Raw genomic sequence first — 25,547 nt, 5'->3', positions numbered from 1 at the left:
CTCAGTGCATCTCCTCGACGGGCGTCACTCCCATGATCGACAACCCGTTGCGGATAACCTGCCCGATGGCGCGCGACAGCGCCAGCCGCGCTGCGGTGAGCGCCGGATCGTCGGGCAGCAGGAAACGCCGCGACGGATCGTCGTTGCCGCGGTTCCACAGCGCGTGGAAGGCGGCGGCGAGATCGCCGAGGTAGAAGGCGACGCGGTGCGGCTCATGCGCCAGCGCCGCGGCCTCGACCGTGCGCGGCCAATGCGCGGCGAGCCGCATCAGCCCCAGCTCCTCGTCGTCGAGCCGGTCGAGCGCCGGTTCGACGACCGCAATTCCCGCCTCCGCCATCCGCCGCTGCAGCGAGTGAATCCGCGCATGGGCGTACTGAACGTAGAAGACCGGATTGTCCTTCGACTGCTCGACCACCTTGGCGAAGTCGAAATCGAGCTGCGCGTCCGACCGCCGGGTGAGCATGATGTAGCGCACCACGTCCTTGCCGACCTCGCGGACGACATCGGCGAGCGTGACGAAATTGCCCGCCCGCTTCGACATCTTGATCGGCTCGCCGGCGCGCAGCAGGCGCACCATCTGCACCAGCTTCACGTCGAGCTCGACCTTGCCGTCGGTCAGCGCGGTCACTGCCGCCTGCTGGCGCTTCACCGTGCCGGCATGGTCGGCGCCCCAGATGTCGACAAGCTGGTCGGCACTCTCCGCCTTCTGCGCGTGATAGGCGAGGTCGGCGCCGAAATAGGTCCAGCTGCCGTCCGACTTGCGGATCGGCCGGTCGACGTCGTCGCCGAACTGGCTGGCGCGGAACAAGGTCAGCTCGACCGGCTCCCAATCCTCGGGCGTCTCGCCCTTCGGCGCCTCGAGCACGCCTTCATAGACGAGGCCCTTGGCGCGCAGCCGCTCGACCGCCGCCTCGATGGCGCCCGACGCCTGCAGCTCGGCTTCCGACGAGAATTTGTCGTGATGGATGCCAAGCAGCGCCAGATCGGCGCGGATCAGGTCCATCATCGCGCCCGCCGTGCGCGTCTTGAACAGCGCCAGCCATTCGCTCTCGGGCTTGCCGACGTAAGTGTCGCCATAGTCCGCGGCGAGCAGCGCGCCGATCGGCTTCAGATAGTCGCCCGGATAATAGCCTTCCGGAATCTCGCCGATGTCCTCGCCGAGGGCCTCGCGGTAGCGCAGGTGCGCCGACCGCGCGAGCGTGTCGACCTGGCTGCCCGCGTCGTTGATGTAATATTCGCGGATCACGCCATAGCCCGCGTACTTGAGCAGGCTGGCCAGCGCGTCGCCGACCACCGCACCCCGGCAATGGCCCATGTGCATCGGCCCGGTCGGGTTCGCCGAGACATATTCGACATTGACCGTCTGCCCGTTGCCGAGCGCCGAGCGGCCATAGGCGTCGCCCTCCGCCTCGATCGCGCGCAGCACATCGACCCAGGTGCCGGGCACCAGCCGGATGTTGAGGAAGCCGGGGCCGGCCACCTCCGCCGACGCCACCTCGGGCAGCGCCGCCAGCTTCTCGGCAAGCGGCCCGGCGATGGCGCGCGGGTTGGTGCCCGCCGGCTTCGCCAGCACCATCGCGGCGTTGGTCGCCAGATCGCCATGGCTCGCATCGCGCGGCGGCTCGACCGTCACGTTCCTGAGGTCGAGGCCAGCCGGGATCACGCCCTCGGCCGCCAGCGCATCGAGCGCCTCGCGCACCCGCGCGGAGAAAGTTTCGAAAAGGTTCGACATGCGGCGGGCTCTAACCGGCTTCGCCGCCGGCGTCACGCTTTGTGATCAGGTTCTGATCGCGAATGTCACGCTCTGCCTTGCGCGGTGCATATCGAAAGGAGCCGCTGTTCAAAGCTGCGTCTGTTGAAAACAGCCTGCTCATCATCTCCTTCGACAAGCGGCTCCTCTGCAGCACATCGCACCAAATCCGCGTGAACCCAATCCATGCCGTCCTCATCGCCAGGCATAGTGAAGCCGCGGCCACCATTCTCCCTTGCAAGCAAGGCAAGCGCTGTGAGCCGTAAACTTATGGCGGTAGCTAGTGCTCCACCCTCTTGGCTGTAGCCACGATCGGCTAACAACCTAAATATCCCGAATGCACGAGCTTCAAATGAGCCCCGATCTTCGGCCGGCATGTCCGCGTGCATATTGAGGACATCAGCAAGAAGCTCGGGATCGACCTTGGTCTTGTTCACCTTCCTGAGAAAGTTAGACACCTGCCTACCTCCGCGCGAGTATCTCCACCCAAAACCTAGATGAAGCCGTCGCCGGGGAATTCAATATCGCCGATCAGCCGCCGATACGTCCGGATCGCGTAGCGGTCGGTCATGCCGGCGATGAAGTCGGCGACATGCCGCGCCCGTGCCGGCTCGTCGGCCGGCGTCGATGCCCCCCACCCATCCGGCATCGCGTCGGGATCGCTGTGGAAGCGCTCGAACAGCGCCGCCACGATCTCCCGCGCCGGCTTGCGGATGCCTAGGTTGTAGGGGTGGAAATACATGCGCTCGCGCAGGAAGAGCTTCATATCCCGCTCGCACTTCGCCATCGCGGACGAGAAGCCGACGAGGGTGCGGCCGGCGGCGCGGACATCCTCAACCGACTGCGGATTGACCTCGGCGATCCGGCGGCGCGTTTCCGCCAGCACGTCGGCGACCATGCGGCCGATCTGGTGGCGGACCAGCTCGGCGGGCAGCCGGTCGGACGCGGCGTTGGGGAAACGCTCGGTCACCATTGCCCAGCTTTCGGCGATGAACGGCACGACCTTCGCATCCTCGATGGTGAACAGCCCGGCGCGCAGGCCGTCGTCGAGGTCGTGATTGTCATAGGCGATGTCGTCGGCCAGCGCCGCGACCTGCGCCTCAAGGCTCGAATAGCTGCCCAGGTCTAGGGAATAGGCCGCGTCGATCTCGGCGAGCGCCCAGGTCGGCTCGTAGATCGGGCCATTGTGCTTGGCCAGGCCTTCGAGCGTCTCCCAGGTCAGGTTCAGCCCGTCGAAGTCGGCGTAGCGCTGCTCGAACTTCGTCACGATCCGCAGCGTGTTGGCATTATGGTCGAAGCCGCCATAGGGCGCCATCGCCTCGGTCAGCACATCCTCGCCAACATGACCGAACGGCGGATGGCCGAGGTCGTGGCCAAGGCACAGCGCCTCGGTCAAATCCTCGTGCAGCCCGAGCGCCCGCGCGATCACCCGGCCGATCTGCGCGACTTCAAGGCTGTGCGTCAGCCGGGTGCGGAAATGATCGCCGTCGGGCGACACGAACACCTGCGTCTTGTGCTTCAGCCGACGAAACGCGGTCGCATGGATGATGCGGTCGCGGTCGCGCTGGAACGGGTCGCGAACGCTGCTGTCGGGCTGGGGATACTGCCGCCCACGCGAACGCGCGGGGTCGGTCGCATAGGCGGCAGGCGTCATGGGGTCAGCGGCGCGAGGGACGCGCCCTTTGGCGTGCGGTTGATGATCGAGTCGACCCGCCGCGCCTTGAGCTTGGCGATCGCCGACCGCGCCGCCCACTCGCTGGCATAGGGGCCGACGAGCAGCCGGTTGGTCGCGCCGGCGCGCTGCACATAAGGCTGCTGCCCGGCGAGCGTATCGCCCGCCGCGCCGCGGATGCGCCGCCATTCGACGCCGAGGCGAGAGCCGTCGGCGAGGCTGCTGACCTGCACCCAGATGCGGGGGCGCGAGGCGAGCAGCGCCGGGGTCAACGGCGCTTCCGCAGCGGCCACGGGCGCGGCAGGCGTCGGCGCCGGTGCGGGCGGCGTCGGGGTCGGACGCGGTGCGGGGGGCGGCACCGCCGTCGTGCGGATCGTCTCCTGCGCCGGCTTCGGCGCCGGCGCCTGCGTGGTGACAACGCGCGCGGGCGGGCCGGTCATCGGCAGCATCGACACTGGGCCGACACCCGGCACGATGCCGAAATGCACCGCGATGGCGCGCTCGCGCAGCGGCATTCGCGGCAACTGCGCGTAGAAATTGCGCATCTTCTGCGCCTCGGCGATCGGGAACAGCGCCGCCGCGGCCTCGCCGGCGTCGCCCTGACGGCCGCCGAGCGCATGGATCAGCGCCAGCGTGCGCCGCACCTCGGCCGCTTCCGGCTCCGGGCCGAAGCGCTGCATCAACGTCACCGCCGCGCCATTCTGCCCGCCGAGCGCCAGCGACAGCGCCATGCGCTGCGTCGTCACCGCGTCGGCCGGATTGAGGTCGAGCGCCGCGGCATAGGCCGCCTGCGCGCCGGCGGTATTGCCCTGCAGGTCGAGCGCGATGCCGCGCTGCGCCGAGATGCGGCCCTTGTTGCCGTTCAGATCCTCGGCGCGTGCCAGCAAGGCCAGCGCCTCGTCGGGCTTCTGCTGTGCGATCAAGGTGCTGGCGAGCGAGATCAGCGCCTCAGGATTGCGCGGCTCGGTATTCGCCCATGTCGAATAGAAGCGCGCGGCCTCCGCCGGGACGCCGCGCGTCATGGCGTTGTTACCCGCGGCGCGCAGCGCCAGCGGATAGGCCGGGTCGATGTTGATGGCGCGTTCGTAGAACACCATCGCGCCGGTCAGCTCGCCCGACCGCTCCATCCGTTCGCCAAGCGCGACCAGCCGGGCGGGATCTTCGTTCCCGGTCCTTGCCGGTTGCGCCAGCGCCGGCAGCGCGACCAGCGCGGCGACGGCGGCGAGCGCCAGCCGCCTCACCCGACCGCTCCTGCGTCGCGGAGCGCGGCGATCTTCGCGGTGTCATAGCCGATCGACGCCAGCAGCGCCTCGCCGTCGCTGCCCGCCGGCGGCGTCAGGAACGGCCTGTCGGTGACGGTGCCCGAATAGCGCGGCGCCGGCATCGGCTGCAGCGCCTTGCCGACCATGCCGAAGGTGCCGCGCTCGGCGTTGTGGGGGTGGTCGGGCGCCTCGGCCATCGACAGCACCGGCGCGAAACACACGTCGGTGTGCTCCATCAGCGCACACCATTCGTCGCGCGTCTTCGATTTGAACAGCGCGGTCAGCTTGTCCTTCAGCGGCCCCCAGGCGCGCTGATCCATCTGCGCGTCGAAATCCTTGTCGTCGGTCAGGCCGGCGAGGCGGCGCAGCTCGGCGTAGAATTGCGGCTCGATCGACCCGATCGAGACATAGCCGCCATCGGCGCACTCATAGGTGTCGTAGAAATGCGCGCCGGTATCGAGGAGGTTCACGCCGCGCTCGTCGCGCCAGATGCCCATGGCGCGGAAGCCCCAGATCATCGACATCAGCACCGACGCGCCGTCGGTCATCGCGCAGTCGATCACCTGGCCCTTGCCGCCGCCGCGCGCCGCGAGGATCGCCGAGACCATGCCGAATGCCAGCATCATGCCGCCGCCGCCGAAATCGCCGACCATGTTGATCGGCGGCGTCGGCTTCTCGCCGGCGCGGCCATAGGCGTGGAGCGCGCCGGTCAGCGCGATGTAGTTGATGTCGTGGCCGGCCGCGTGCGCGTAGGGGCCGGTCTGCCCCCAGCCGGTCATCCGCCCGTAGACGAGCTTCGGGTTGTCGGCGAGCAGTACGTCGGGGCCAAGGCCGAGCCGCTCCATCACGCCGGGGCGGAAGCCCTCGATCAGGCCGTCGGCGGTGCGGCACAGCTCGCGCACCACCTCGATGCCTTCGGGCTTCTTCATGTCGACGACGATGGTCTTGCGCGAACGCATCAGCGGGTCGCGCGAGCCCTCGGTCGCCGGCCCGGCCTTCGTCCCGCCCGGCCGTTCGACGCGGATGACCTCCGCGCCGTGATCGGCGAGCATCATGCCGCAGAAAGGTCCTGGTCCGATGCCCGCGATCTCGACGATCCGGACGCCCTGCAACGGCCCCGCCATCCGCTATACCCCTGTTTGCCCCGTGTCCCTCCTCCCCTTGCCATGCGGAAGGGTGGAGGGACAAGCTGGCAAGAGGGCGGGGCCATCCGCCGCTGACGCGACCGCTAGGCTTTGAAACGCTCTCGCACCCGCTTTTCGAGGATGGTCAGCGGCATCGCGCCTTCCTTCAGGATTTCGTGGAACTGCTTCACGTCGAACTTGGCGCCTTGCGCCTTCTCGACCTCGGCGCGCAGGCGGGTCCACGCCATGTGGCCGACCTTGTAGCTGCAGGCCTGGCCCATCTGGGTGCAATAGCGCTCGACCTCGCGCTGCGAGCGCGGCTGCGCAAAGCCGGTGGTCTCCACCAGATAGGCGGTCGCCTTCGCCCGGTCCCACTTCTGCGTGTGGATGCCGGTGTCGACGACAAGGCGCGCGGCGCGGAACAGGAAGGACTGGAGATAGCCGGCGCGTTCGAGGTCGCCGTGATAGGCCTTGGCCTCGTCGGCGAGCTGCTCGGCATAGAGCGCCCAGCCTTCCGAATAGGCGCCGAAGCCGCCGACCTTGCGCAACGTCGGAATGTCCTTCGATTCCTGCGCGAGGCTGATCTGAAGGTGATGCCCCGGCACGCCCTCGTGATAGGTCAGCGCCGGCAGCGAATATTTCGGCCAGTCGCGCGTGTCCTTCAGGTTGATGAAGTAGATCGCCGGGCGCGAGCCATCGAGGGTGGCGCGGTTGTAATAGCCGTTCGAGGCGCCGTCCTGGATCTCGACCGGCACGCGGCGGATCTCGAGCGGCTGCGTCGGCAGCGTCGCGAACAGCGGCGGCAGCTTCTTGTACATCGCGTCATGGCTGGTGTTGAGATCGCGGATCAGCTCTTCGCGGCCGGCGTCGGTGTTGGCATAGAGCTGGTCCGGCCGCGCGTTGAGCTGCGCCAGCCGCGCGCCGACGCTGCCCTGCGTCAGCCCCTGCGCCTTCAGGATCTTGTCGAGCTCGGCGCTGATTTCCTTCACCTGCGCCAGGCCGAGCTTGTGGACCTCGTCAGGCGACATGTCGGTGGTCGTCGACTGGCGCAGCGCCGCAGCGTAGATCTCGTTGCCGCGCGTCAGGCGCCACGCGCCGTCGCCCGGCCGCGAGGTCGGCTTCAGCTTCTCGATCATCGCGATCTGGCGGTCGAGCGCCGGGTAGACCTTGTCGCTGACGATCTTCGCGGCGCGGCCCTGCCAGTCGCCCTCGATGTTCGCCTTCTTGGCGCGGTCGGCGAGCGACGTGACGATTGACGAGGTGGCGGCGTCCTGCGAGCGCAGCTTGGCCATCTGGCCGAGCGTCAGGTCGAGCGACCAGGCTGGCGCGAGGAAGCCCTTGGCGGCCTCCGCCTCCTGCTCGACCCGCTCCTCGTCGAGCACGCGGGCGAAGGCTTCGAGGCGCAACAGATAGGCCTCGGCATCGTCCTTGGTCGCGATGGTGTGGGCGGTGTTGAGGAAGTCGGGCGTCGAGAAATAGGCGCCGCCCTGCTGGAAGATCATGTAGGGGCGCACCGTCGAGTCGAGCCCGAAGCGCTTTGCCGCCACCGTCTGGTTCTCCAGCATGTAGACGACGACATCGAGGTTGTTCTGGTTCGCCGCCGACAGGCTGGCGCGGTCGAGCCGGCGCAGTTCGGCGAGCGCCGCCTCCAGCCGGGCGAGGTCTTCGTTGCGCTGCTGCGCGGTCGCCGGCGACAGCTTGCCCTTCGCCGCGGCGTTGGCGCCCTTGTCGAGGCCCAATGAGCTGGCGAGCTCCGGCGAATGGGCGACCGCTTCGGTGAAAATGCGCTCGAACAGCGCCGACGCGGCGGCGTCGCCGCTGAGCCTGCCCTGCGCCAGGGTGGCGGCCGGCAGCAGCGCAACGCTCGTGGCGGCGGCGCCACTCTTCAGAAAATGACGACGATCCATCCCCGAATCCTTCCCGTATCCAATGCGGGCTATGGCTAGCATGATGGCGGGCCGGAGAAAGCGCTAAACGTACCAAAAGCGCTTAAATTGCACGCTACCGTACCCTCCTCTCCAAACCCGAGCGAAATTGCCCTATATTAGGAGTCTGAAGAGGAGGCCCTGTCATGCGTTTCGCACTTCCTGCCCTCGCCGGCGCCGCGCTGCTCGCGCTCGCCCCCGTCAACGCCGCGCCCGAGCCCGCCGCCGCCCAGATGGCGAAGGCGCTCGAAGGCCGAACCGCCGGGGAACCGGTCAAGTGCCTCAATCTGCGCGACATCCGCTCGACGCAGATCATCAAGGGCACCGCGATCCTCTACGAGACCAACGGCGGCGTGATCTACGTCAACACGCCGCGGGGCGGCGCGCAGTCGCTCGACAAATGGGACGTGCTGGTCACGAACACCCATTCGAGCCAGCTGTGCAGCATCGACGTGGTGCGGCTGTACGATACCAGTTCGCGCATCCAGACCGGGTTCGTGAACCTCGGCGAGTTCGTGCCGTACCGGAAAGCCAAGAGCTGAACGAATAAGACCCGGGTAAAAACCCGGGTCTTATATTTTTATCCGGGTAAAAATACCGACAGGGCCTGAACTCGCCAGGAATGGCATTCGGGATGGCAGCGAGAGGCTGACTGGCGAGGAGAGGTCGCGCAGCCGGGCCTGAAGGCCCCCGGCAAGCGGCGTCGACGACGCCAGTCAGCCTCTCGCTGCCACGCTTCGCGCGGCGTGAGGAAGACCATGGCTACGCGCCGCCCGCTTGCCAGCTAGCATCTGCTAGCTGGTCTGCGCGACCTTACTTGCCATGGACTTCCTGACGCCGTCCCGAACGTCATTCCTGGCGAGTTCAGGCCCTAGTCGTTGACCTGCCGCTTGAAGAAGCGCGGGATTTCCAGCGGGTCTTCGCTGCTGTCGGTCGAGTAGGACGGCGGCGCCACCATCGGCTCCGCCGCCGGCTTCGCCTTCGCCGGCCCGCGGCTGAGGTTCATCATCTTCTCGAACAAGGTCAGCGGACGCTCGTCCGATTCCTCTTCCTCGGCAACCGCTTGGGTCGTCGTGGTCGGGGTCTCGACATAGGGACGCAGATCGCTCTCGACCGCCGGAGCGACCGGGGAGGCGACCATCGGCTCCGCGGCGCGGAGCAGCGGCATGACGTTGGTGGTCGGCTCGTCCTCGATCGCCGAACCCATGTCGAGCGTCAGCTCCTCAACGGGCAGCTCCTCGGTCTCGACGACGGGCGCCTCGGCGACCGGCTCTTCGAGGATCAGCGGCGCCGCGACGACGGGCGCCGGCGGTTCGATGGCGACCGGCGGAGTGACGACCGACGTGGTCGGGCGGGCCGGGGCGGTGGTCGGCGCACCGTGGAACGAGCCGGCGACGCCGCCGAAGCTCATCGTGTTGCGGCTGATCATCGGCGCGGCCTGGTTGCCCGACTGCGCGTCGATGCCGGTCGCGACGACCGAGACGCGCATCATGCCGTCGAGGTTCGGGTTGAACGCCGAGCCGACGATGATGTTGGCGTCGGGATCGACCATCTCGCGGATGTGGTTGGCGGCCTCGTCGACCTCCATGAGGCGCAGGTCCTCGCCGCCGGTGATGTTGATGATGACACCCTTGGCGCCGCGCATCGACACCTCATCGAGCAGCGGGTTGGCGATCGCCTTTTCCGCCGCCTCGATGGCGCGGTTGTCGCCGGCGGCCTCGCCTGTGCCCATCATCGCCTTGCCCATCTCCGACATCACCGTGCGGATATCGGCGAAGTCGAGGTTGATGAGGCCCGGCATGATCATCAGGTCGGTGATGCCGCGCACGCCCTGGTGCAGCACCTGGTCGGCCATCGCGAACGCTTCCTTGAAGGTTGTGTTGGCGTTGGCGATCAGGAACAGATTCTGGTTCGGAATGATGATCAGCGTATCGACGTGCTTCTGCAGCTCGGCGATGCCCTCTTCCGCGGCGCGCATGCGGCGCGCGCCTTCGAAGGCGAACGGCTTGGTCACGACGCCGACGGTCAGGATGCCCTTCTCGCGCGCCGCGCGGGCGACGACGGGCGCCGCGCCGGTGCCGGTGCCACCGCCCATGCCGGCGGTGATGAAGCACATGTGGCTGCCTTCGAGGCTGGTATCGAGCTGGTCGATCGTCTCCTCGGCAGCGGCGCGGCCGATCTCCGGCCGGGCGCCTGCCCCCAGGCCCTGCGTGATCTTCAGGCCGAGCTGGATGCGGTTCTCGGCGCTAGCCGCCGCAAGCGCCTGCGCGTCGGTGTTGGCGACAACGAAATCGACGCCCTGGAGGCCCGCGGCCACCATGTTGTTGACGGCATTGCCGCCCGCGCCGCCGACACCGATGACGGTGATGCGCGGCTTCAGTTCAGTGAGTTCCGGCCGCTTCAGTTCGAGACCCATCTTAACCTCCTGAATTCCCTGCGCTTCCGCGCCGTTTCGGTTGATGTTCCTGAAGCGGGTTGCCCCCCGCTTCGCCATTGTGAATCAAATGCTTCCGCGTAGCAACGCCACCATGCGTCCCCACGTCCCGCCAGCCGCCCGGACGACCTTCTGCTGGCTGTTGAACGTGGCCGTCATGATGTCTTCCGCCCCGTTCGCCGCGTAGAGCGCGAGCCCCGCCAGCGTCGAGAATGCGCAGCTGCCCTGTGCCTCCGGCAGGCCGGTGAGCCCGCGCGGCCGCCCCAGCCGAACCGAGCGGCCGAGCACGCCTTGCGCGAAGTCGGCGATCGACTTCAGCTCGGCGCCGCCGCCGGTCAGCACCACCTGCCGGCCCGACGGGCCGACAAAGCCGATCTCGGCGAGGCGCGCCGCGATCTCGGTGAACAGGAGGTCGAGCCGCTGACGAATGACCGCGATGAGCTGGGCGCGCGTGCAGCGCGTCGGCTCGACGCCGTCGTCGTCGTTGATCGGCATGACCTCGATCATGTCATGGTTGTCCTTCGGCGAGGTCGTCGCCGAGCCGTAGAGCGTCTTCATGCGCTCGGCATGGCTGCGCTTGGTCGCAAACGCCGAGGCGATATCGTCGGTGATGTCGTTCGACCCCATCGCGATCGAGGCGAGGCCGACCAGCATGCCGCGGGCATAGACCGCGACGTTGGTGATGCCGGCGCCGATCTCGACCAACGCGACGCCGAGCTCGCGCTCTTCGGGCGCGAGGCAGGCGAGACCCGCCGCCACCGGCGAGGCGACGATCGTCTGGACGCCGAGGTGCGCGTTCCGCACGCAGACGTCGAGGTTGCGGATCGGCGGCGTGTCGGCGGTGATCAGGTGGATGTCGACGCCCAGCCGCTCGGCGTGGAAGCCCAGCGGGTTCATCACGCCGGTGAGGCCGTCGATCGTGTAGAGCGCCGGCTGCGCGTGCAGCACGGTGCGGTTGCCCGGGTTGATCGCGGCGCGGCCTTCGGCCTGCACATGATCGATATCGGCGCGCTCGATCCGATGACCGGCGATGTCGACCTCGACCGAGACGATGTCGCTGTCGAGCCCGCCGGCCGACAGGTTCACGAACACGTCCTCGACCTGCACGTTGGCGTTGCGCTCGGCCTGTTCGACAGCGTTGCGGATGGCACTTTCGGTGCGTTCCATGTCGGCGACGAGACCCTGGCGGACGCCCTGGCAGACGCGCTGACCGACGCCGATGACGCGCGGCGCGCCGTCGGTGCCGACCATGGCGATCAGCGCGGCGACCTTCGACGTGCCGACGTCGAGCGCGGCGACGATGCGTTCCCCTCGTTGCGTAGCCATCAGCCTCTCCTCACCCTCACCACCAACTAGATCTCTGTGCCCACGAAGGGCAGCGCCTGCGCGCCCGGTTCGTTCGACACGCGGACCACCATCTTGTCGGGCAGCCGCAAATCGAAACGTACGAATCCCCGATCGAGAAGGCCGTTGGCCTCCTCCATCTTCACAAATTGCCGAAGCGCGCCCTTCGACGCGGCATAGCCTTCCGGCAACGCCAGCGTTTCACCCGATTTCAGGCGAAGGTCCCAGCGCCTGTCTCCGATCCAGATCGCGCTGTCAACGCGCTGTTGCACCTCCGGAAATTCGGCCAGCATCGCCATCAGCGGATGCGCCTGGAGGTTGGCACGCGGGCCGACAATCAGCGGCAGCGCGGCGAAGCGCTCGATGCCGCCGGTGTCGAGCACCTTGCCCTCGCGATCGACCACCGCGAGCTTGCGCCGATACTGCCAGATCGCGAGGGGCTTCCGCTCCTCGATGTCGATCACCAGGGTATCGGGCAGGCGGCGGCCGACGCTCGCGTCCTTCACCCACGGCAGCGTCTGCAGCCGGGTGCGGATATCGTCGAGGTCGACGAGCAGCATCGAATTGGTCGGGCCGTCGAGCGCCGCGCCATAGACCGGCAGCTTCGCCATATGCTTGAGGCCGGTGACCTCGACATGGCGCACCTCGAACCCCGCCTCGCCGACGCCGCGCGCGGTTTCGAACCAGGCCTGCTGCGGCAATTCCATCAGCCACAGGGTGGCAATGCCGCCGGCGGCGACCAGCGCCACCACTGCACCACCGACCCAGCGGCGCAGCGACAGCGGCGCGACCGGCAGGCGAACCGACGGCTCGTTGCGCATCGGGCGGCGCACGGCCTTCTTCTTGGCTGGCTTCGGCACCTGGCCGCGACGGAGGGAAACGCGCTCGCTCATGCCGCACTCTCCAGGATCCGGCCGACCAAGGTGGCGTAGTCGATGCCGCGATATTTCGCCTGCTCGGGAACGAGGCTCAGCGGGGTCATGCCCGGCTGGGTGTTCACCTCCAGCAGGAACAGCCCGTCGACGCCGAGCCGGTCGTCGTAGCGGAAGTCCGATCGCGAGGCGCCGCGGCAGCCGAGCACGCGATGCGCCTTCAGCGCCATTTCCATCGCCGCCTTCGTCACCTCGGCGGGAAGCTCCGCCGGGCAGATGTGGGTGGTGATGCCGTCGGTGTACTTCGCCTCATAGTCGTAGAAGTCGCCCTTGGCCTGGAGCTCGGTGACCGCCAGCGGCTCGTCGTCGAGCACGGCGACGGTCAGCTCGCGCCCCGCGATGAACGGCTCGGCCATCAGCTGGTCATAGTCGGCCCACGGCCCCGGCACGTCGCGCGAGATCGGGTTGCCGTAGTTGCTGCTGTCGGTGACGATCGCGACGCCGACCGATGAGCCCTCGTTGACGGGTTTGAGCACATAGGGGCGCGGCAGCGGGTCGCCGTCGTGCACGCTCTTTGACTCGATCACCTTGCCGCCGGGGAGGCGGACACCGGCGCGCGACAGCACCTGCTTGGTCAGCTCCTTGTCAATGGCGACGACCGAGGTGGCGAGGCCCGAGTGGGTGTAGGGAATACCCATCAGGTCGAGCATGCCCTGAACGGTGCCGTCCTCGCCGGGGGTGCCGTGGAGGGCGTTGAACACCACGTCGGGCTTTGCCTCGAGCAGGCGCGCCGCGACGTCGCGGCCCATGTCGATCTCGGTGACGCGGTGGCCGAGCGAGCGCAGCGCCTCGGCGATGCCGCGGCCCGAGGTCAGCGACACCTCGCGCTCGGCGGACCAGCCGCCCATCAGGACCACCACATGCTTCACGACGCCACTCCCACCCGTTCGATCTCCCATTCGAGATCGACACCCGAATTCGCCTTCACCCGCCGCTTCACTTCCTCGCCCAGCGCCTCGATGTCGGCGCTGGTCGCGCCGCCGGTGTTGATGAGGAAGTTGGTATGCTTCTCGCTGACCTGCGCCTGACCGACCCTGAAGCCGCGGCAGCCGGCGCGATCGACCAGTTCCCACGCCTTGCCGTTCGGCGGGTTCTTGAAGGTCGAGCCGCCGGTGCGCGAGCGCAGCGGTTGCGACGCCTCCCGCTCGGCGGCGATGCGGTCCATCTCGGCGGTGATCGCAACCTTGTCGCCGGGCGTCCCCCGGAACAGCGCCTCGACGACGACGAAGCCGTCGGGCAGCGCCGAATGGCGGTAGGTGAAGCCGAAGCGATCGGCCGGCCAGACCTCGACGGTGCCGTCGCGCGTCACGACGGTGGCTTCGACCAAGATATCGGCGCAGTCGCGACCATAGGCGCCGGCGTTCATGCGGACAGCGCCGCCGACGGTGCCGGGAATGCCGCGCAGAAATTCCAGACCGGCGAGCGACGCATCGCGCGCACCGCTGGCCACGGTGATGCCCATTGCGGCGCCGCCGGCGCGGACGAGATCGCCATCAACCGACACCTTCGCCATCGCCTTCGGCAGCCGCACCACCACGCCGGGCAGGCCGCCGTCGCGGACGATGAGGTTGGAACCGACGCCGACCGCCAGCACTGGCACGTCGCCGGGCAGCGCCTCCAGGAAGGCCGCGAGGTCGTCGATGTCGGCGGGGCGGAACATCCATTCCGCCGGCCCGCCGGTGCGGAACCAGATGAAATCGGCCATCGAGCCGTTGGGCTCGAGGCTGCCGCGCACCGGCGGCAACGCGTCCACCGCGATCGAGGCGGCGAGTGCGGTCATGCGGCCTTGCCCCCGCGCTGCGCGGCGATGGCATCGGCGAGACCGGCGGCCCATTTGGTGATGTCGCCGGCGCCGAGGCAGATGACCATGTCGTCGGCGCGCACGATGTCGGCGAGCTGACCGGCGAGCGCGTCGGCGCCTTCGGTGGTCATCACGAAGCGGTGGCCCGAACGCTTGAGGCCGGCGGCGAGCGCATCGGCGTCGACACCCTCGATCGGTGCTTCGCCGGCAGTGTAGACCGGCGCGACGATGACGATGTCAGCGTCGTTGAACGCGGCCTGGAAATCGCCCATCAGGTCGCGCAGGCGCGTGTAGCGGTGCGGCTGCACCACCGCGATCACGCGGCCCTTGGCGCCTTCGCGCGCGGCGGCGAGCACGGCGCGGATTTCGACCGGGTGATGGCCGTAATCGTCGATGATCGTCGCGCCCTCGACCTCGCCCACTTTGGTGAAGCGGCGCTTGACGCCGCCGAAGCGCGCGAAGCCGGCGCGGATGTCCTCGTCGCCGATGCCGAGCTGAACCGCGACGGCGACCGCCGACAGCGCGTTCTGGACATTGTGGCGGCCGGGCATCGGCAGCATCAGCTTCTCGATGCGGCGCTCTGCGCCGTGACGGTCATGGAGCGTCACGTCGAATTCGTTGCCGCCCGGCACCGGGGTGACGTTGTCGCCGCGCACGTCGGCCTGGCCGGAGAAGCCGTAGGTGATGATGCGACGGTCGCGGATGCGCGGGATGATCGCCTGCACTTCGGGATGATCGAGGCAGAGGATGGCGGCGCCGTAGAAGGGCACATGCTCGATAAACTGGACGAAGGCGTCCTTCACCGCATCGAAGCTGCCGTAATGGTCGAGATGCTCGGGATCGATGTTGGTGACCACCGCAATGGTGCCGCCGAGGCGCAGGAAGCTGCCGTCGCTCTCGTCGGCCTCCACCACCATCCACTCGCCCTCGCCGAGGCGGGCGTTCGAGCCATAGGTGTTGATGATGCCGCCGTTGACCACCGTCGGGTCGAGGCGGCCGGCGTCGAGCAATGCGGCGACCATCGAGGTGGTCGTGGTCTTGCCGTGGGTGCCGGCGATGGCGACGCAATTCTTCAGCCGCATCAGCTCGGCGAGCATTTCGGCGCGGCGGACGACGGGGATGCGACGCTCGATCGCCAGTTCGACCTCGGGATTGCCGCGCTTGATCGCGGTCGAGGTAACGATGACGGCGGCATCGCCGAGGTTCTCTGCCCTGTGGCCGATGGCGACCGGGATACCCTTGGCGCGCAGCCCTTCCACCACATAGCCCTCAGCCACGTCGGAGCCCTGCACCTTGTAACCGAGGTTGTGCATGATCTCGGCGATGCCGGACATGCCGATGCCGCCGATCCCGATGAAGTGGATGACGCCGATATCGTGGGCGAGGCCGGTCATGCGGAAGCTTTCTGCAACGAGGAATCGCCGCCCGATGCCGGAATGCGGCCCCGCTTGCCAAGACCCTCGACGATGTCGCCAAGCCTTTCCGCCGCATCCGGGCGCCCGGTCGAGCGGGCAGCGGTTGCGGCGGCGTTCAGCGCGGCCGGATCGGCGAGGAATTGCGCGATCGCCGCCGATACGGTTTCGGCGGTGAAATCGGACTGCAGGATCATGCGCGCGCCGCCGGCGTCGACCATCTCCTGCGCGTTGTAGACCTGATGGTTGTCGGTCGCGGTAGGCAGCGGCACGAAGATCGCGGGGCGGCCGGCAACAGCGAGTTCCGACACCGTCGAGGCGCCCGAGCGGGCGATGACGAGATGCGCGCTCGCCAGCCGCTCCGGCATGTCCTGCAGGAAGGTCGCGAGGTCGGCGGGGACGCCGGCGGCGGCATAGGCGGCGCGCACGCCCTCGATATCCTCGGGCCGGCATTGCTGCGTGACGCGGAGGCGCGCCTTCAAATCGGCGGGCAGGCGATCAATGGCGGCGGGCACTACCTTCGACAGCACGGTCGCGCCCTGGCTGCCGCCGATGACGAGGATGTGGAGGGGACCGGTGGCGTCGGGGAACGGCAGGTCGCGCAGCGCGACGATATCGGCGCGCACCGGGTTGCCGACCAGCGCGACCTTGGCGGCGTGCCTGGGCGCGAGGCGGTGCACGTTCGGGAAGGCGGTGGCGATGACGTCGACGCGGCCGGCGAGCATCCGGTTCACGCGGCCGAGCACGGTGTTCGAATCGTGGATGACCGTCGGCACCTTCGCCGCGAAGGCGCCCAGCAGCGCCGGCACCGTGGGATAGCCGCCGAAGCCGATGACGGCGACGGGGCAGCGCTGGCGATAGATGGCCTTCACCGCCGCGCGGCCCTTGGCCATGGCGAGGAGCGCCTTCGCCCAGCCGATCGGGTTGAGGCCGCCGAGCGAGCCGCTGGGCACGACATGGCGGGGGCAGCCGTCGAACAGGCCGGGATATTTGACGCCGCGATCGTCGGTGATCAGCGACACGTCATAGCCGCGCGCCGTCATCGTCTCGGCCAGCACATGGCCGGGCACCATGTGCCCGCCGGTGCCGCCGGCCGCGATGACGAGGTGCGGGCGCTTGGCCATCAGGCGGCCCGCCAGCGCTGGACGTAAGGAGACGCCTTGAGGAAGCGGTTGCGACGGGTGAGCGCCAGCAGCAGCCCCATGCCCATCGACAGCGCGAGGAAGGACGAGCCGCCGTGGCTGATGAACGGCAGGGTCATGCCCTTCGAGGGCAGCAGGCTGAGGTTGACCATGATGTTGATCATCGCCTGCGCGCCGAACTGGGTGACAAGGCCGGCGCTGGCGAGGAACACGAAGGGATCGTCCTCCTCGAGCAGCTGCAGCAGCACGCGCACGACGATGGCGATGAACAGGGCGGCGACGCCGAGGCAGGCGATGGCGCCGAACTCCTCGCCAATCACCGAGAAGATGTAGTCGGTGTGCGGCTCGGGCAGGCTGAACTTCATCTGGCCTTCGCCCGGGCCGGCGCCGAACAGGCCGCCCGACTTGAAGCAATCGAGCGCGCGATCGATCTGATAGGTGTCGCCGCCGCCGGTGAGGAAGCGGTCGATGCGGCTCGTCACGTGCGGCACGAACAGATAGGCCATGCCGAGCCCACCGATGGCGAGGCAAAGGGCGCCGGCGAGCGTGCCGATGCCCATGCCGGCGAGGAAGGCCTGCGCCAGCCATACGCCGCTGAACAGCACGGTCTGGCCGAGATCGGGCTGCTTCATGAGCAAGGCGGCGATCAGGATGAGGAAGGCGAAGGAGACCTGCAGCGCCGGGATCTTGTTATCGTCGTAGCGGGTGGCGAGCAGCCAGGCGCTGAACACGATGAACAGAGGCTTGAGGAACTCGGACGGCTGGAACTGGAAGCCGCCGACGGTGATCCAGCGCATGGCGCCGTTCGCCTCCGAGCCCAGGACCGGCACCGCGGCGAGTGCTGCGAGGAACACGACGGTGCCGACGATGGCGAGGCGCCGCGCCCAGGCGATGGTCAGCATCGACACGCCGAGCATCACCGGCAGGCCGGCAAGCACCCAGAACACCTGGCGCTTGAAATAGTGGAGGTCGCCGAGCTGCAGGCTGCCGCCCGAATAGCGGTGCGACGCGGCGGGCGACGCGGCGGCGACGGCGACGAGGCCGATACCGATCAGCATCAGCACCATCAGCAGCAGCATGCGGTCGATGGTCCAGAACCAACGGCCAATCAGCGTGCGATCGTTGCGACCCAGCGCGGTCATTGCGGTAATCCCCCCACGGCGGTGCGGAACGCGGCGCCGCGCGCCTCGAAATCCTTGAACTGGTCGTAGCTGGCGCAGGCGGGCGACAGCAGCACCACCTCGCCGGCCTGCGCGGCGTCGGCGGCGAGGCGCACCGCGTTGTCGATGGTGCCGGCGCGGGTGACGGGCACGTGCGGCGCCAGGATGTCGGCGAACAGGCTTTCCGCCTCGCCGACGGTGTAGGCGCGGCGGACATGGCCGAGGTGTGGCAGGCAGGCGTCGAGCTCGTCGGTCTTGGCGCGGCCGCCGGCGATCCAGTGGATGGCGGGAAAGGCAGCGAGCGCCGGCGCGGTCGAGGTCGGGTTGGTCGCCTTGCTGTCGTTGACGTAGAGCACGCCGCGCTTCTCCGCGACGCGCTCCATGCGGTGCGGCAGGCCGGGGTAGGTGCGCAGACCCGCTTCGATCTCGGCGTCGGTCAGGCCGAGCGCGCGGACGGCGGCGGCGGCGGCGGCGACGTTCTCGGCGTTGTGCGGACCCTGCAGCGACGGCCAGGCGGACTGATCGGCGATGTCGGTCGCGGCGATGAAGGTGGCGCGGCGGGTGGTCTCGCCGATGCGGCTGCTGTTCTCGGTTGCGGTCGAGACCACGGCGACATGGCCGGGCGACTGCATGTCGAACAGGCGGGCCTTCGAGGCGGCGTAGCCGGCGAAGCCATCGTAGCGGTCGAGATGGTCGGGGGTGATGTTGAGCAGCACCGCCACATCGCAGTCGAGGGTCTGCGTGAGGTCGATCTGGAAGCTCGACAGTTCGAGGACGTAGGTGCCGCCTTCGGGCAGCGCGTCCTGGCCAAGGATGGGCAGGCCGATGTTGCCGCCGAGCGTGGCGGGGCGACCGGCCGCCGTGATCAGGTGATGGATCAGCGCGGTCGTCGTCGACTTGCCGTTGGTGCCGGTGATGCCGACGACCTTGTGCGGCGGCAGCTCGGCGCGCGCCTGTGAGAACAGCTCGATGTCGCCGATGATCGGCACCTCCGCCGCGCGGGCGCGGGCAGCGAGCGGATGGGTGTTGAGCGGGACGCCGGGCGAGACCACCAGCGCATCGAAGCCGAGCAGCGAGGCGGTGTTGAGGTCGATGAACTCGACGTCGTGGATGGCGGCGCGGGCCGCCGCATTGTCGTCCCAGGCATAGACTTCGGCGCCGCTCGCCTTCAGCGCGCGGACAACGGACAGCCCGGTGCGCGCGAGGCCGAACACCGCGTAGCGTTTTCCAGCAAAGGCGCGCGCGGTGATCACCGTTTCGCTACCTCAGCTTCAGGGTGGCGAGGCCCGTGAGGGCGAGGACGAGGCTGACGATCCAGAAGCGCACGACCACCGTCGATTCCGCCCAGCCGAGCTGCTCGAAATGATGATGGATCGGCGCCATGCGGAACACGCGCTTGCCGGTCAGCTTGAAGCTGACCACCTGCACGATCACCGACACCGTTTCGAGCACGAACAGGCCGCCGACGATGAGCAGCACCAGTTCATGGTTGGTGACGACGGCGATCGAGCCGAGCGCGCCGCCCAAGGCAAGGCTGCCGGTGTCGCCCATGAAGACCGCGGCGGGTGGGGCGTTGAACCAGAGGAAGCCGAGGCCGGCGCCGATCAGCGCGCCGCAGAACACCGCGAGATCGCCGGCGCCTTCGACATAATGGACGCCCAGATATTCGGCGAATTTGATGTTGCCGACGAGGTAGGCGATCACGCCGAAGGTGAGCGCGGCGATGATCACCGGCATCGAGGCGAGGCCGTCGAGCCCGTCGGTGAGGTTCACCGCGTTGCCGAAGCCGGCGACGATGAAGGCGGCGAAGGCGATGTAGACCCAGCCGAGCTCCAGCCCCATGTCCTTGAGGAAGGGCAGGTAAAGGGTGGTGCCGGTGGTCTGCGCGATCCACCAGCAGGCAAGGCCGGCGATGGCGAATTCGAGCAGCAGGCGGATCTTGCCGGAGAGGCCGGCGTGCGCCTGCTTGGTCACCTTGGAATAGTCATCGAGGAAGCCGATCGCGCCGAAGGCCAAGGTCACGAGGAGGCAGGGCCAGATGAAGCTGTTCTTCATCTCCGCCCAGAGCAAGGTCGAGACAGTGAGAGACAGCAGGATCATCAGCCCGCCCATCGTCGGCGTGCCGCGTTTGGTGAGCAAGTGCGACGCCGGGCCGTCCTCGCGGATCGGCTGGCCCTTGCCCTGCTTCTTGCGCAGCCAGGCGATGAGCGCGGGGCCGAAGACCAGCGACAGGATCAGCGCGGTCATCACCGCCGCACCGGCGCGGAAGGTGATGTAGCGGAAGAGATTGAGAAGACCCGGAAAGCCCAGAGCTTCGGCCAGTTCGTACAGCATCAGCCTTCCGCCCCCTGGAAATGCGTCACCAGCCGGCCGAGGCCGACCGAGTTGGACCCTTTGACGAGGAGCACGTCGTCAGCGCGCAGCGAGCGCTCCGCCGCCTGGATGGCGGCGTCGGCGTCGGCAACATGCTCCACCTTGATTCGACGCCTCAGCGCGTCGGCGAGCGGCTCTATCTCCCGCCCGACCAGAATGGCATGCGTCACGTTGGCCGCCTCGACGGCGCCTGCGAGACCGGCATGAAACTCGTCCGACAGGCTGCCCAATTCCTTCATCGCGCCGAGCACCGCGATGCGGCGCCCCTGCCCGTTTGGCGCGACTTCGCCGAGCACGGCGAGCGCGGCGGCCATCGAGGCCGGGTTGGCGTTGTAGGCCTCGTCGATCACCACTGCCTGCCCGCCTTCGCGGGTGACGCGGACACGGCGGCCGCGGCCCGGCAAGCCGGTGAGGCCGGCGAGCGCAAGGCCGGCAAGGCCAAGGTCACCGCCTGCGGCTTTCACCGCGGCGAGCACGGCCAGCGAATTGTTGAGCCAGTGGCGGCCGGCCATGCCGACCTTGTAGGTCAGCACCTCGCCCGCGACGTCGGCGGTCACCGTCGTACAATCGGGCTGCAGCGAGAAACGGCGGGCGCGCACGTCGGCGCCCTCGCCTTCGCCGAAGGTCAGGATGTTCGCCGCGTGCGGCTTCGCGTGGCCGAGCAACCGGTCGCGATGCACGCTGTCGAAGGGGATGATCGCGGTGCCGCCCGCCTCAAGCCCGGCGAAGATCTCGCCCTTGGCATCGGCGATGTCCTCTTCGGTCGCGAAGAATTCGCGGTGCGCGCTGGCGATCCAGGTGACGACGGCGACGTGCGGGCGCACCATCTGCGTCAGCGCCGCCAGCTCGCCGGCGTGGTTCATGCCCATTTCGAACACGCCGAAGCGGCTGTCCGCCGGCATGCGCGCGAGGCTCAAGGGCACACCGGTATGGTTGTTGTAGGATTTGACCGAGGCGTGGGTGCGGTCGGGCGCGAAGCGGTCGAGCGCCAGCTTCAGCGCTTCCTTGACACTGGTCTTCCCGACGCTGCCGGTGACTCCGATGATCTTGGCGGAACTCCGGCTGCGCGAGGCCCTCCCCAGTGCCTCAAGCGCAGCCGTCGTATCCGCGACGCGTACATGAGCACCCTCGACTAGTTCGCTCGTCAGGAAGCCGGCGGCGCCTCTTTGGGTCGCCTGTCCGATAAACCTGTGGCCGTCGGTGCTCTCGCCACGCAACGCGATGAACAACTCGCCGCCGATGATCTCGCGCGAATCGAACGTTAAGCCCGTTACAGAAAAGTTTCCGCTTGCGATACCGTTTGTCGCAGCGGCGATCTCCTCGGCGGTCCAGAGCACGCTCATGCGGCGGCCTCCTCGCGCGCGACGGTGACGTCGTCGAAGGGCAGCACGCGGTCACCAACGATCTGGCCCTGCTCATGGCCCTTGCCGGCGATCAGCACGACGTCCTTGGGGCCAGCGGCCTGGATCGCGGCACGGATCGCCTCGCGACGGCCGCCGATTTCGACCGCGCCGGGCGCCGCCGCCATGATCGCGGCGCGGATCGACGCGGGGTCTTCGGTGCGCGGATTGTCGTCGGTCACATAGACCTTGTCGCCGAGCTCAACGGTGATGGCGCCCATCTCCGGTCGCTTGCCGGTGTCGCGGTCGCCGCCGGCGCCGAACACAACATGCAACGTCTCACCAGTGTGCGGGCGCAGTGCCTCGATCGCGGCGCGCAGGCCGTTGGGGGTGTGGGCATAGTCGACGTAGATCGGCGCGCCGGCCTTGGTGAGCCCCGCCCGCTCCAGCCGCCCGCGCACCGGCTGCACGCGGCCGAGGTTCTGGAGCGTGGTGGCGAGGTCGCCGCCGGTGGCGATGACGAGGCCGGCGGCGCAGAGCGCGTTGGCCGCCTGATAGGCGCCGATCAGCGGCAGGTTGACCTTGTGGGTCTTGCCGCCCGCCTCGATCTCGAGCGCCTGGCCGAGCTGCGTCGGCGTGCGGCTGACGAGCTTGAGGTCGTCGCCCTGCGTACCCGCCGAAATGGTCCTCAGCCCGCGCGAGCGCGCAACGTCGAGCACAGCGCGCGAAGCCGAGTCATCGACCCAGACGACCGCGGTGCCGCCGGCGTCGACCACCTCGGTGAACAACCGCAGCTTGGCGTCCAGATAGGACTCCATGGTGCCATGGTAGTCGAGATGATCCCGGCTGAGGTTGGTGAAGGCGGCGGCAGCGACCGGCAACCCTTCGGTGCGGTACTGCGCCAGCCCATGGCTCGATGCCTCGAACGCGGCGTGGGTTACGCCTTCACGCTGCAGGCCGGCCATGTTGGACAGGAAGGTGACGACATCGGGCGTGGTCAGCCCGGTGGTCACACGATCGTCGGCGGTGGTGACGCCGAGCGTGCCGATGCTGGCGGCGTGGAAGCCCGCCATCCGCCACAGCTGGCGGGTCAGCTCGACGGTCGAGGTCTTGCCGTTGGTGCCGGTCGCCGCGACGGTGATGCCGGGGAACGGCGCGAAATAGCGGGCGGCGAGCTGCGCGAAGCGGCGGCGCGGCGCGGCGTCCACGATGTGAACCGCGCCGTCGACGGTAACACCGGGCCGCGTCACGATGGCGATGGCGCCGGCGGCAACCGCGGCGGCGATGAAATCCTCGCCGTTGACCTGCGTGCCCTGGAAGGCGCCGAAGATGGTGCCGGGCGCGACCTTGCGATGATCGATGGCAAAGCCGGTCACGGCCTCGCCGGGCGAATCAGATTCCGAATCTAGGAGCTGAGCGAGCCGCATCGCTTAGGGCTTCGCCTTGGGTTCGATGTAGGGCAGCACCTCCGACATGTTCGGCTCGCGCTTCTCGTCGGGAACGACGCCGAGCACGGGGCCGATGCGGCCGACCACCTTCGATACCACCGGCGCCACGTTCCAGCCGGCGGTGCGGAAACCATAGGTCTCCTTGGTCGGCTTCGGCTCGTCGAGCATCGCGACGACGACGTAGCGCGGGTCGTCCATCGGGAAGACCCCGGCGAAGGTGGTGATGACGGCGTTGCGCACGTAGCGGCCGTTCATCGCCTTTTCGGCGGTGCCGGTCTTGCCGCCGACGCGGTAGCCGGGCGCATCGGCCTTGCGGCCAGTGCCTTCGGTGACGACGACGCGCAGCAGCGCGCGCATCTTGTAGGACGTGTCCTCGGTGAAGACGCGGCGGCCCGGCGCGAGCGGCTGGTCCTTGCCAACCTTGAGGATTGTCGCCGGCCGCCAGATGCCGCCGTTGAACAGCGCGGCATAGCCGCTGGCGAGATGCAGCGGCGTTACCGCGATGCCGTGGCCATAGCCGACGGTCATGGTGGCGATCTCACCCCAGTTATTGCCCGGCGACAGCGTGCGACCGCGCTCCTTCAGCTCGATCGACACCGGCTCGAGGAAGCCCATCTTCTGCAGGAATTCCTTCTGGCGCGCCGCGCCCAGCTCCCGCGCGATCTGCGCGGTGCCGATGTTCGAGGATTCCTGCATGATCTCGGCGACCGAGCAGCGCCGGTTGAACGGGTGCGTGTCGCGGATGGTGAAGCGGCCGACCTTCAGCCCCTTCGGGCAGTCGTACATCTGCCCCATCGAGCGGACAGTGCCGGCGTCCATGCCCATCGCGACGGTGAACGGCTTGAAGGTCGAGCCCAGCTCGTAGACGCCCAAGGTCGCGCGGTTGAAGCGTGCCTCCATCGAGCCGCGGCCGGCGTCGTTGGGATTGAGTTCGGGCAGCGAGGTCATCGCCAGCACTTCGCCGGTCTTGGCATCCATCACGATGCCCGACGCGCCGATGGCGGAGAATTTCTGCATGGCGAGGAACAGCTCATGCTCCAGCGCCTGCTGGATGCGGCCGTCGATCGACAGCACCAGCGGTTTGCCGCGCACGTCCGGGCGGGTCAGCCGCTCGTCGAACGCGCGCTCGACACCGGCGGCGCCCTGGCCGTCGATGTTGGTGTAGCCGATGACGTGCGCGCCGAGGCCGAGGTTCGGGTAGAGGCGCTCCGGCTCGCGCTCGAGCAGGATGCCGGGCTCACCGATGGCGTTGACGCGCTTGGCGTCGGTCGGCAGCACGCGGCGCTGCAAATAGCGGTACTTGCCCGGATGATTGAGCGTCTTCAGCGCCTTCTCGTAGGTCATGCCGGGAAGGGCGGCGGCGATACGCTCGGCCAGCTCGCGCTTGTCGCCGACGATGTCCTGCGGGCGGATGGCGATCGAATAGGCGTCGAAGGTGCGCGCCAGCTCGGCGCCGTGCCGATCGACGATGTCGGCACGCGGCGGCACCAGCGCCGCGAACAGATCGCGCTCGCCGGCCCGCTTGCTGCCCTGAAGCAGCGACAGGTCGAAAAGACGCAACGCCACCACCGCCAAGATCGCGACAAAAAGCAAAACGCCAACCATCAGCCGCTGGCGTGAACGACCAAGGGCCAGCTGCCGCTGGCCCGCCACCTGGATGCGCTGCTGTTGGCGAAGCGCCATCGGGCTCATTGCATGGAGACTTTCTGGAAGCCGCCGCTGGTCGCCGCCGCGTTGTCGATCGCGCCCATCAGCGCATCGAGGTCGCTCGGCTTCGCCGGCGCCTTCGCGGCCGGCGGTTTCGGCTTGGGCTTCGCTTCGGCGAGCTTCACGGGCTCGGCCGGCTTCTCCGTCTTCTTGACCTCGGGTGCTGCCTTCTTCGGCTCGGCCTTCGGCGTCACGCTCGCGGCCTTCACCGGCGTCGCGACCGGGCGGGCCGGCGCGGCGCGCGAGGCGCCGAGATCGGCGGCGCCGTAGGTGATGACCATTTCGCGCGGGCCCGTCGCAGCGACGGTCGCGACCGGGGCCGGCGCTTCATAGGCGGCCTTCACGATCCCCGGCTTCGGCGCCACCTCGGTCTCCGGCGTCGCGAGCGCCAGCTGCATCGTCGGCGCAGCGGGCTTCGCCGCCGGCATCGGCGAGGCGAAGGAGGCGAGCTGCACCGGGGAGTCAGCGAACTGGCGCGCGGTCGGCGCCGACATCGCGAGGACATTGTCGTTCCAGGTCTGCAGCACCGGCAGGCGGGCGCGGGTGCGCAGTTCCGCCTCCAGCGCGCGGATGTCGCGCAGATCGGCGGCGATGCGCGTCTGCAGGCGATCGACCTTGGCGCGCTCCGCCGAGACGTGGAGCGACAGCGTGTTGAAGGCGAGGATGGCCACCGCCGTCGCCGCCATCATCGAAACCGATCCCAGTCGCATACCCATCGCGA

General features: G+C 68.6%; 21 protein-coding genes. 1 reads left to right on the top strand and 20 read right to left on the bottom strand.

What is annotated here, in order from left to right:
- Nucleotide 1 precedes the first annotated feature (1 nt).
- From argS to ACFOMD_RS10735, 6 genes are all read right to left on the bottom strand, one after another.
- Nucleotides 2-1,732, bottom strand: coding sequence for an arginine--tRNA ligase (argS, locus tag ACFOMD_RS10760; protein ID WP_380861148.1), 1,731 nt, complete (start codon nucleotides 1,730-1,732; stop codon nucleotides 2-4).
- A 65-nt stretch (nucleotides 1,733-1,797) separates the two neighbouring features.
- Nucleotides 1,798-2,187 (bottom strand): hypothetical protein, encoded by a 390-nt coding sequence (locus ACFOMD_RS10755; RefSeq protein WP_380861145.1) that lies wholly within the window; start codon nucleotides 2,185-2,187, stop codon nucleotides 1,798-1,800.
- Between the two features lie 56 nt (nucleotides 2,188-2,243).
- A complete protein-coding gene (locus ACFOMD_RS10750) occupies nucleotides 2,244-3,404 on the bottom strand; it encodes a deoxyguanosinetriphosphate triphosphohydrolase (protein ID WP_380861142.1) in 1,161 nt (386 codons plus the stop codon).
- Nucleotides 3,401-4,663, bottom strand: coding sequence for an SPOR domain-containing protein (locus ACFOMD_RS10745; protein ID WP_380861139.1), 1,263 nt, complete (start codon nucleotides 4,661-4,663; stop codon nucleotides 3,401-3,403). Before ACFOMD_RS10745 ends, ACFOMD_RS10750 begins: the two co-directional genes overlap by 4 nt.
- Nucleotides 4,660-5,808, bottom strand: a complete 1,149-nt coding sequence (locus tag ACFOMD_RS10740; RefSeq protein ID WP_380861136.1) for a CaiB/BaiF CoA transferase family protein — start codon at nucleotides 5,806-5,808, stop codon at nucleotides 4,660-4,662. The genes ACFOMD_RS10745 and ACFOMD_RS10740 overlap by 4 nt, the downstream gene beginning before the upstream one ends.
- A 104-nt stretch (nucleotides 5,809-5,912) precedes the next feature.
- Entirely contained in the window at nucleotides 5,913-7,715 is a 1,803-nt protein-coding gene (locus tag ACFOMD_RS10735) for a DUF885 domain-containing protein (RefSeq protein WP_380861133.1), read from the bottom strand.
- Nucleotides 7,716-7,879: 164 nt separating this feature from the next.
- On the opposite strand from ACFOMD_RS10735, the gene ACFOMD_RS10730 reads away from it, so the two are divergent.
- The gene (locus ACFOMD_RS10730; protein ID WP_380861130.1) at nucleotides 7,880-8,275 is read left to right on the top strand and encodes a hypothetical protein; all 396 of its coding nucleotides are present in this window, start codon (nucleotides 7,880-7,882) and stop codon (nucleotides 8,273-8,275) included.
- A gap of 329 nt (nucleotides 8,276-8,604) precedes the next feature.
- On the opposite strand, the gene ftsZ is transcribed toward ACFOMD_RS10730, so the two are convergent.
- The 14 genes from ftsZ to ACFOMD_RS10660 form a co-directional block, all read right to left on the bottom strand.
- Nucleotides 8,605-10,149: a cell division protein FtsZ gene (gene ftsZ / locus ACFOMD_RS10725; protein WP_380861128.1), complete on the bottom strand. Its 1,545-nt coding sequence runs from the start codon at nucleotides 10,147-10,149 to the stop codon at nucleotides 8,605-8,607.
- Between the two features lie 84 nt (nucleotides 10,150-10,233).
- Nucleotides 10,234-11,493, bottom strand: coding sequence for a cell division protein FtsA (ftsA, locus tag ACFOMD_RS10720; protein WP_380861125.1), 1,260 nt, complete (start codon nucleotides 11,491-11,493; stop codon nucleotides 10,234-10,236).
- A gap of 26 nt (nucleotides 11,494-11,519) precedes the next feature.
- Nucleotides 11,520-12,404 carry a cell division protein FtsQ/DivIB gene (locus ACFOMD_RS10715; RefSeq protein WP_380861122.1) on the bottom strand — a complete coding sequence of 295 codons (885 nt, stop codon included), beginning with the start codon at nucleotides 12,402-12,404 and terminating at the stop codon, nucleotides 11,520-11,522.
- Entirely contained in the window at nucleotides 12,401-13,312 is a 912-nt protein-coding gene (locus tag ACFOMD_RS10710; protein WP_380861119.1) for a D-alanine--D-alanine ligase, read from the bottom strand. Before ACFOMD_RS10710 ends, ACFOMD_RS10715 begins: the two co-directional genes overlap by 4 nt.
- Nucleotides 13,309-14,223, bottom strand: a complete 915-nt coding sequence (murB, locus tag ACFOMD_RS10705; protein ID WP_380861116.1) for a UDP-N-acetylmuramate dehydrogenase — start codon at nucleotides 14,221-14,223, stop codon at nucleotides 13,309-13,311. The genes ACFOMD_RS10710 and murB overlap by 4 nt, the downstream gene beginning before the upstream one ends.
- Entirely contained in the window at nucleotides 14,220-15,638 is a 1,419-nt protein-coding gene (murC, locus tag ACFOMD_RS10700; RefSeq protein ID WP_380861113.1) for a UDP-N-acetylmuramate--L-alanine ligase, read from the bottom strand. The genes murB and murC overlap by 4 nt, the downstream gene beginning before the upstream one ends.
- Complete coding sequence (murG, locus tag ACFOMD_RS10695; protein WP_380861110.1) at nucleotides 15,635-16,780, bottom strand: undecaprenyldiphospho-muramoylpentapeptide beta-N-acetylglucosaminyltransferase; 1,146 nt, start codon at nucleotides 16,778-16,780, stop codon at nucleotides 15,635-15,637. The genes murC and murG overlap by 4 nt, the downstream gene beginning before the upstream one ends.
- The gene (locus ACFOMD_RS10690) at nucleotides 16,780-17,940 is read right to left on the bottom strand and encodes an FtsW/RodA/SpoVE family cell cycle protein (RefSeq protein ID WP_380861107.1); all 1,161 of its coding nucleotides are present in this window, start codon (nucleotides 17,938-17,940) and stop codon (nucleotides 16,780-16,782) included. The genes murG and ACFOMD_RS10690 overlap by 1 nt, the downstream gene beginning before the upstream one ends.
- On the bottom strand, nucleotides 17,937-19,211 hold the full coding sequence (gene murD, locus ACFOMD_RS10685; RefSeq protein WP_380861104.1) for a UDP-N-acetylmuramoyl-L-alanine--D-glutamate ligase: 1,275 nt from the start codon (nucleotides 19,209-19,211) through the stop codon (nucleotides 17,937-17,939). Before murD ends, ACFOMD_RS10690 begins: the two co-directional genes overlap by 4 nt.
- 7 nt (nucleotides 19,212-19,218) lie before the next feature.
- Complete coding sequence (mraY, locus tag ACFOMD_RS10680) at nucleotides 19,219-20,292, bottom strand: phospho-N-acetylmuramoyl-pentapeptide-transferase (RefSeq protein WP_380861101.1); 1,074 nt, start codon at nucleotides 20,290-20,292, stop codon at nucleotides 19,219-19,221.
- A complete protein-coding gene (locus tag ACFOMD_RS10675) occupies nucleotides 20,292-21,674 on the bottom strand; it encodes a UDP-N-acetylmuramoyl-tripeptide--D-alanyl-D-alanine ligase (protein ID WP_380861098.1) in 1,383 nt (460 codons plus the stop codon). Before ACFOMD_RS10675 ends, mraY begins: the two co-directional genes overlap by 1 nt.
- On the bottom strand, nucleotides 21,671-23,098 hold the full coding sequence (locus ACFOMD_RS10670) for a UDP-N-acetylmuramoyl-L-alanyl-D-glutamate--2,6-diaminopimelate ligase (RefSeq protein WP_380861095.1): 1,428 nt from the start codon (nucleotides 23,096-23,098) through the stop codon (nucleotides 21,671-21,673). Before ACFOMD_RS10670 ends, ACFOMD_RS10675 begins: the two co-directional genes overlap by 4 nt.
- Before the next feature lie 3 nt (nucleotides 23,099-23,101).
- Nucleotides 23,102-24,802, bottom strand: coding sequence for a peptidoglycan D,D-transpeptidase FtsI family protein (locus tag ACFOMD_RS10665; protein ID WP_380861092.1), 1,701 nt, complete (start codon nucleotides 24,800-24,802; stop codon nucleotides 23,102-23,104).
- A gap of 5 nt (nucleotides 24,803-24,807) precedes the next feature.
- Nucleotides 24,808-25,542 (bottom strand): hypothetical protein, encoded by a 735-nt coding sequence (locus tag ACFOMD_RS10660; RefSeq protein WP_380861089.1) that lies wholly within the window; start codon nucleotides 25,540-25,542, stop codon nucleotides 24,808-24,810.
- Between the last annotated feature and the right edge of the window lie 5 nt (nucleotides 25,543-25,547).

This window comes from Sphingoaurantiacus capsulatus, from assembly GCF_042648405.1.
Taxonomy (GTDB): Bacteria; Pseudomonadota; Alphaproteobacteria; order Sphingomonadales; family Sphingomonadaceae; genus Sphingoaurantiacus; species Sphingoaurantiacus capsulatus.
This window is presented reverse-complemented; position numbering and strand designations above follow the sequence as displayed.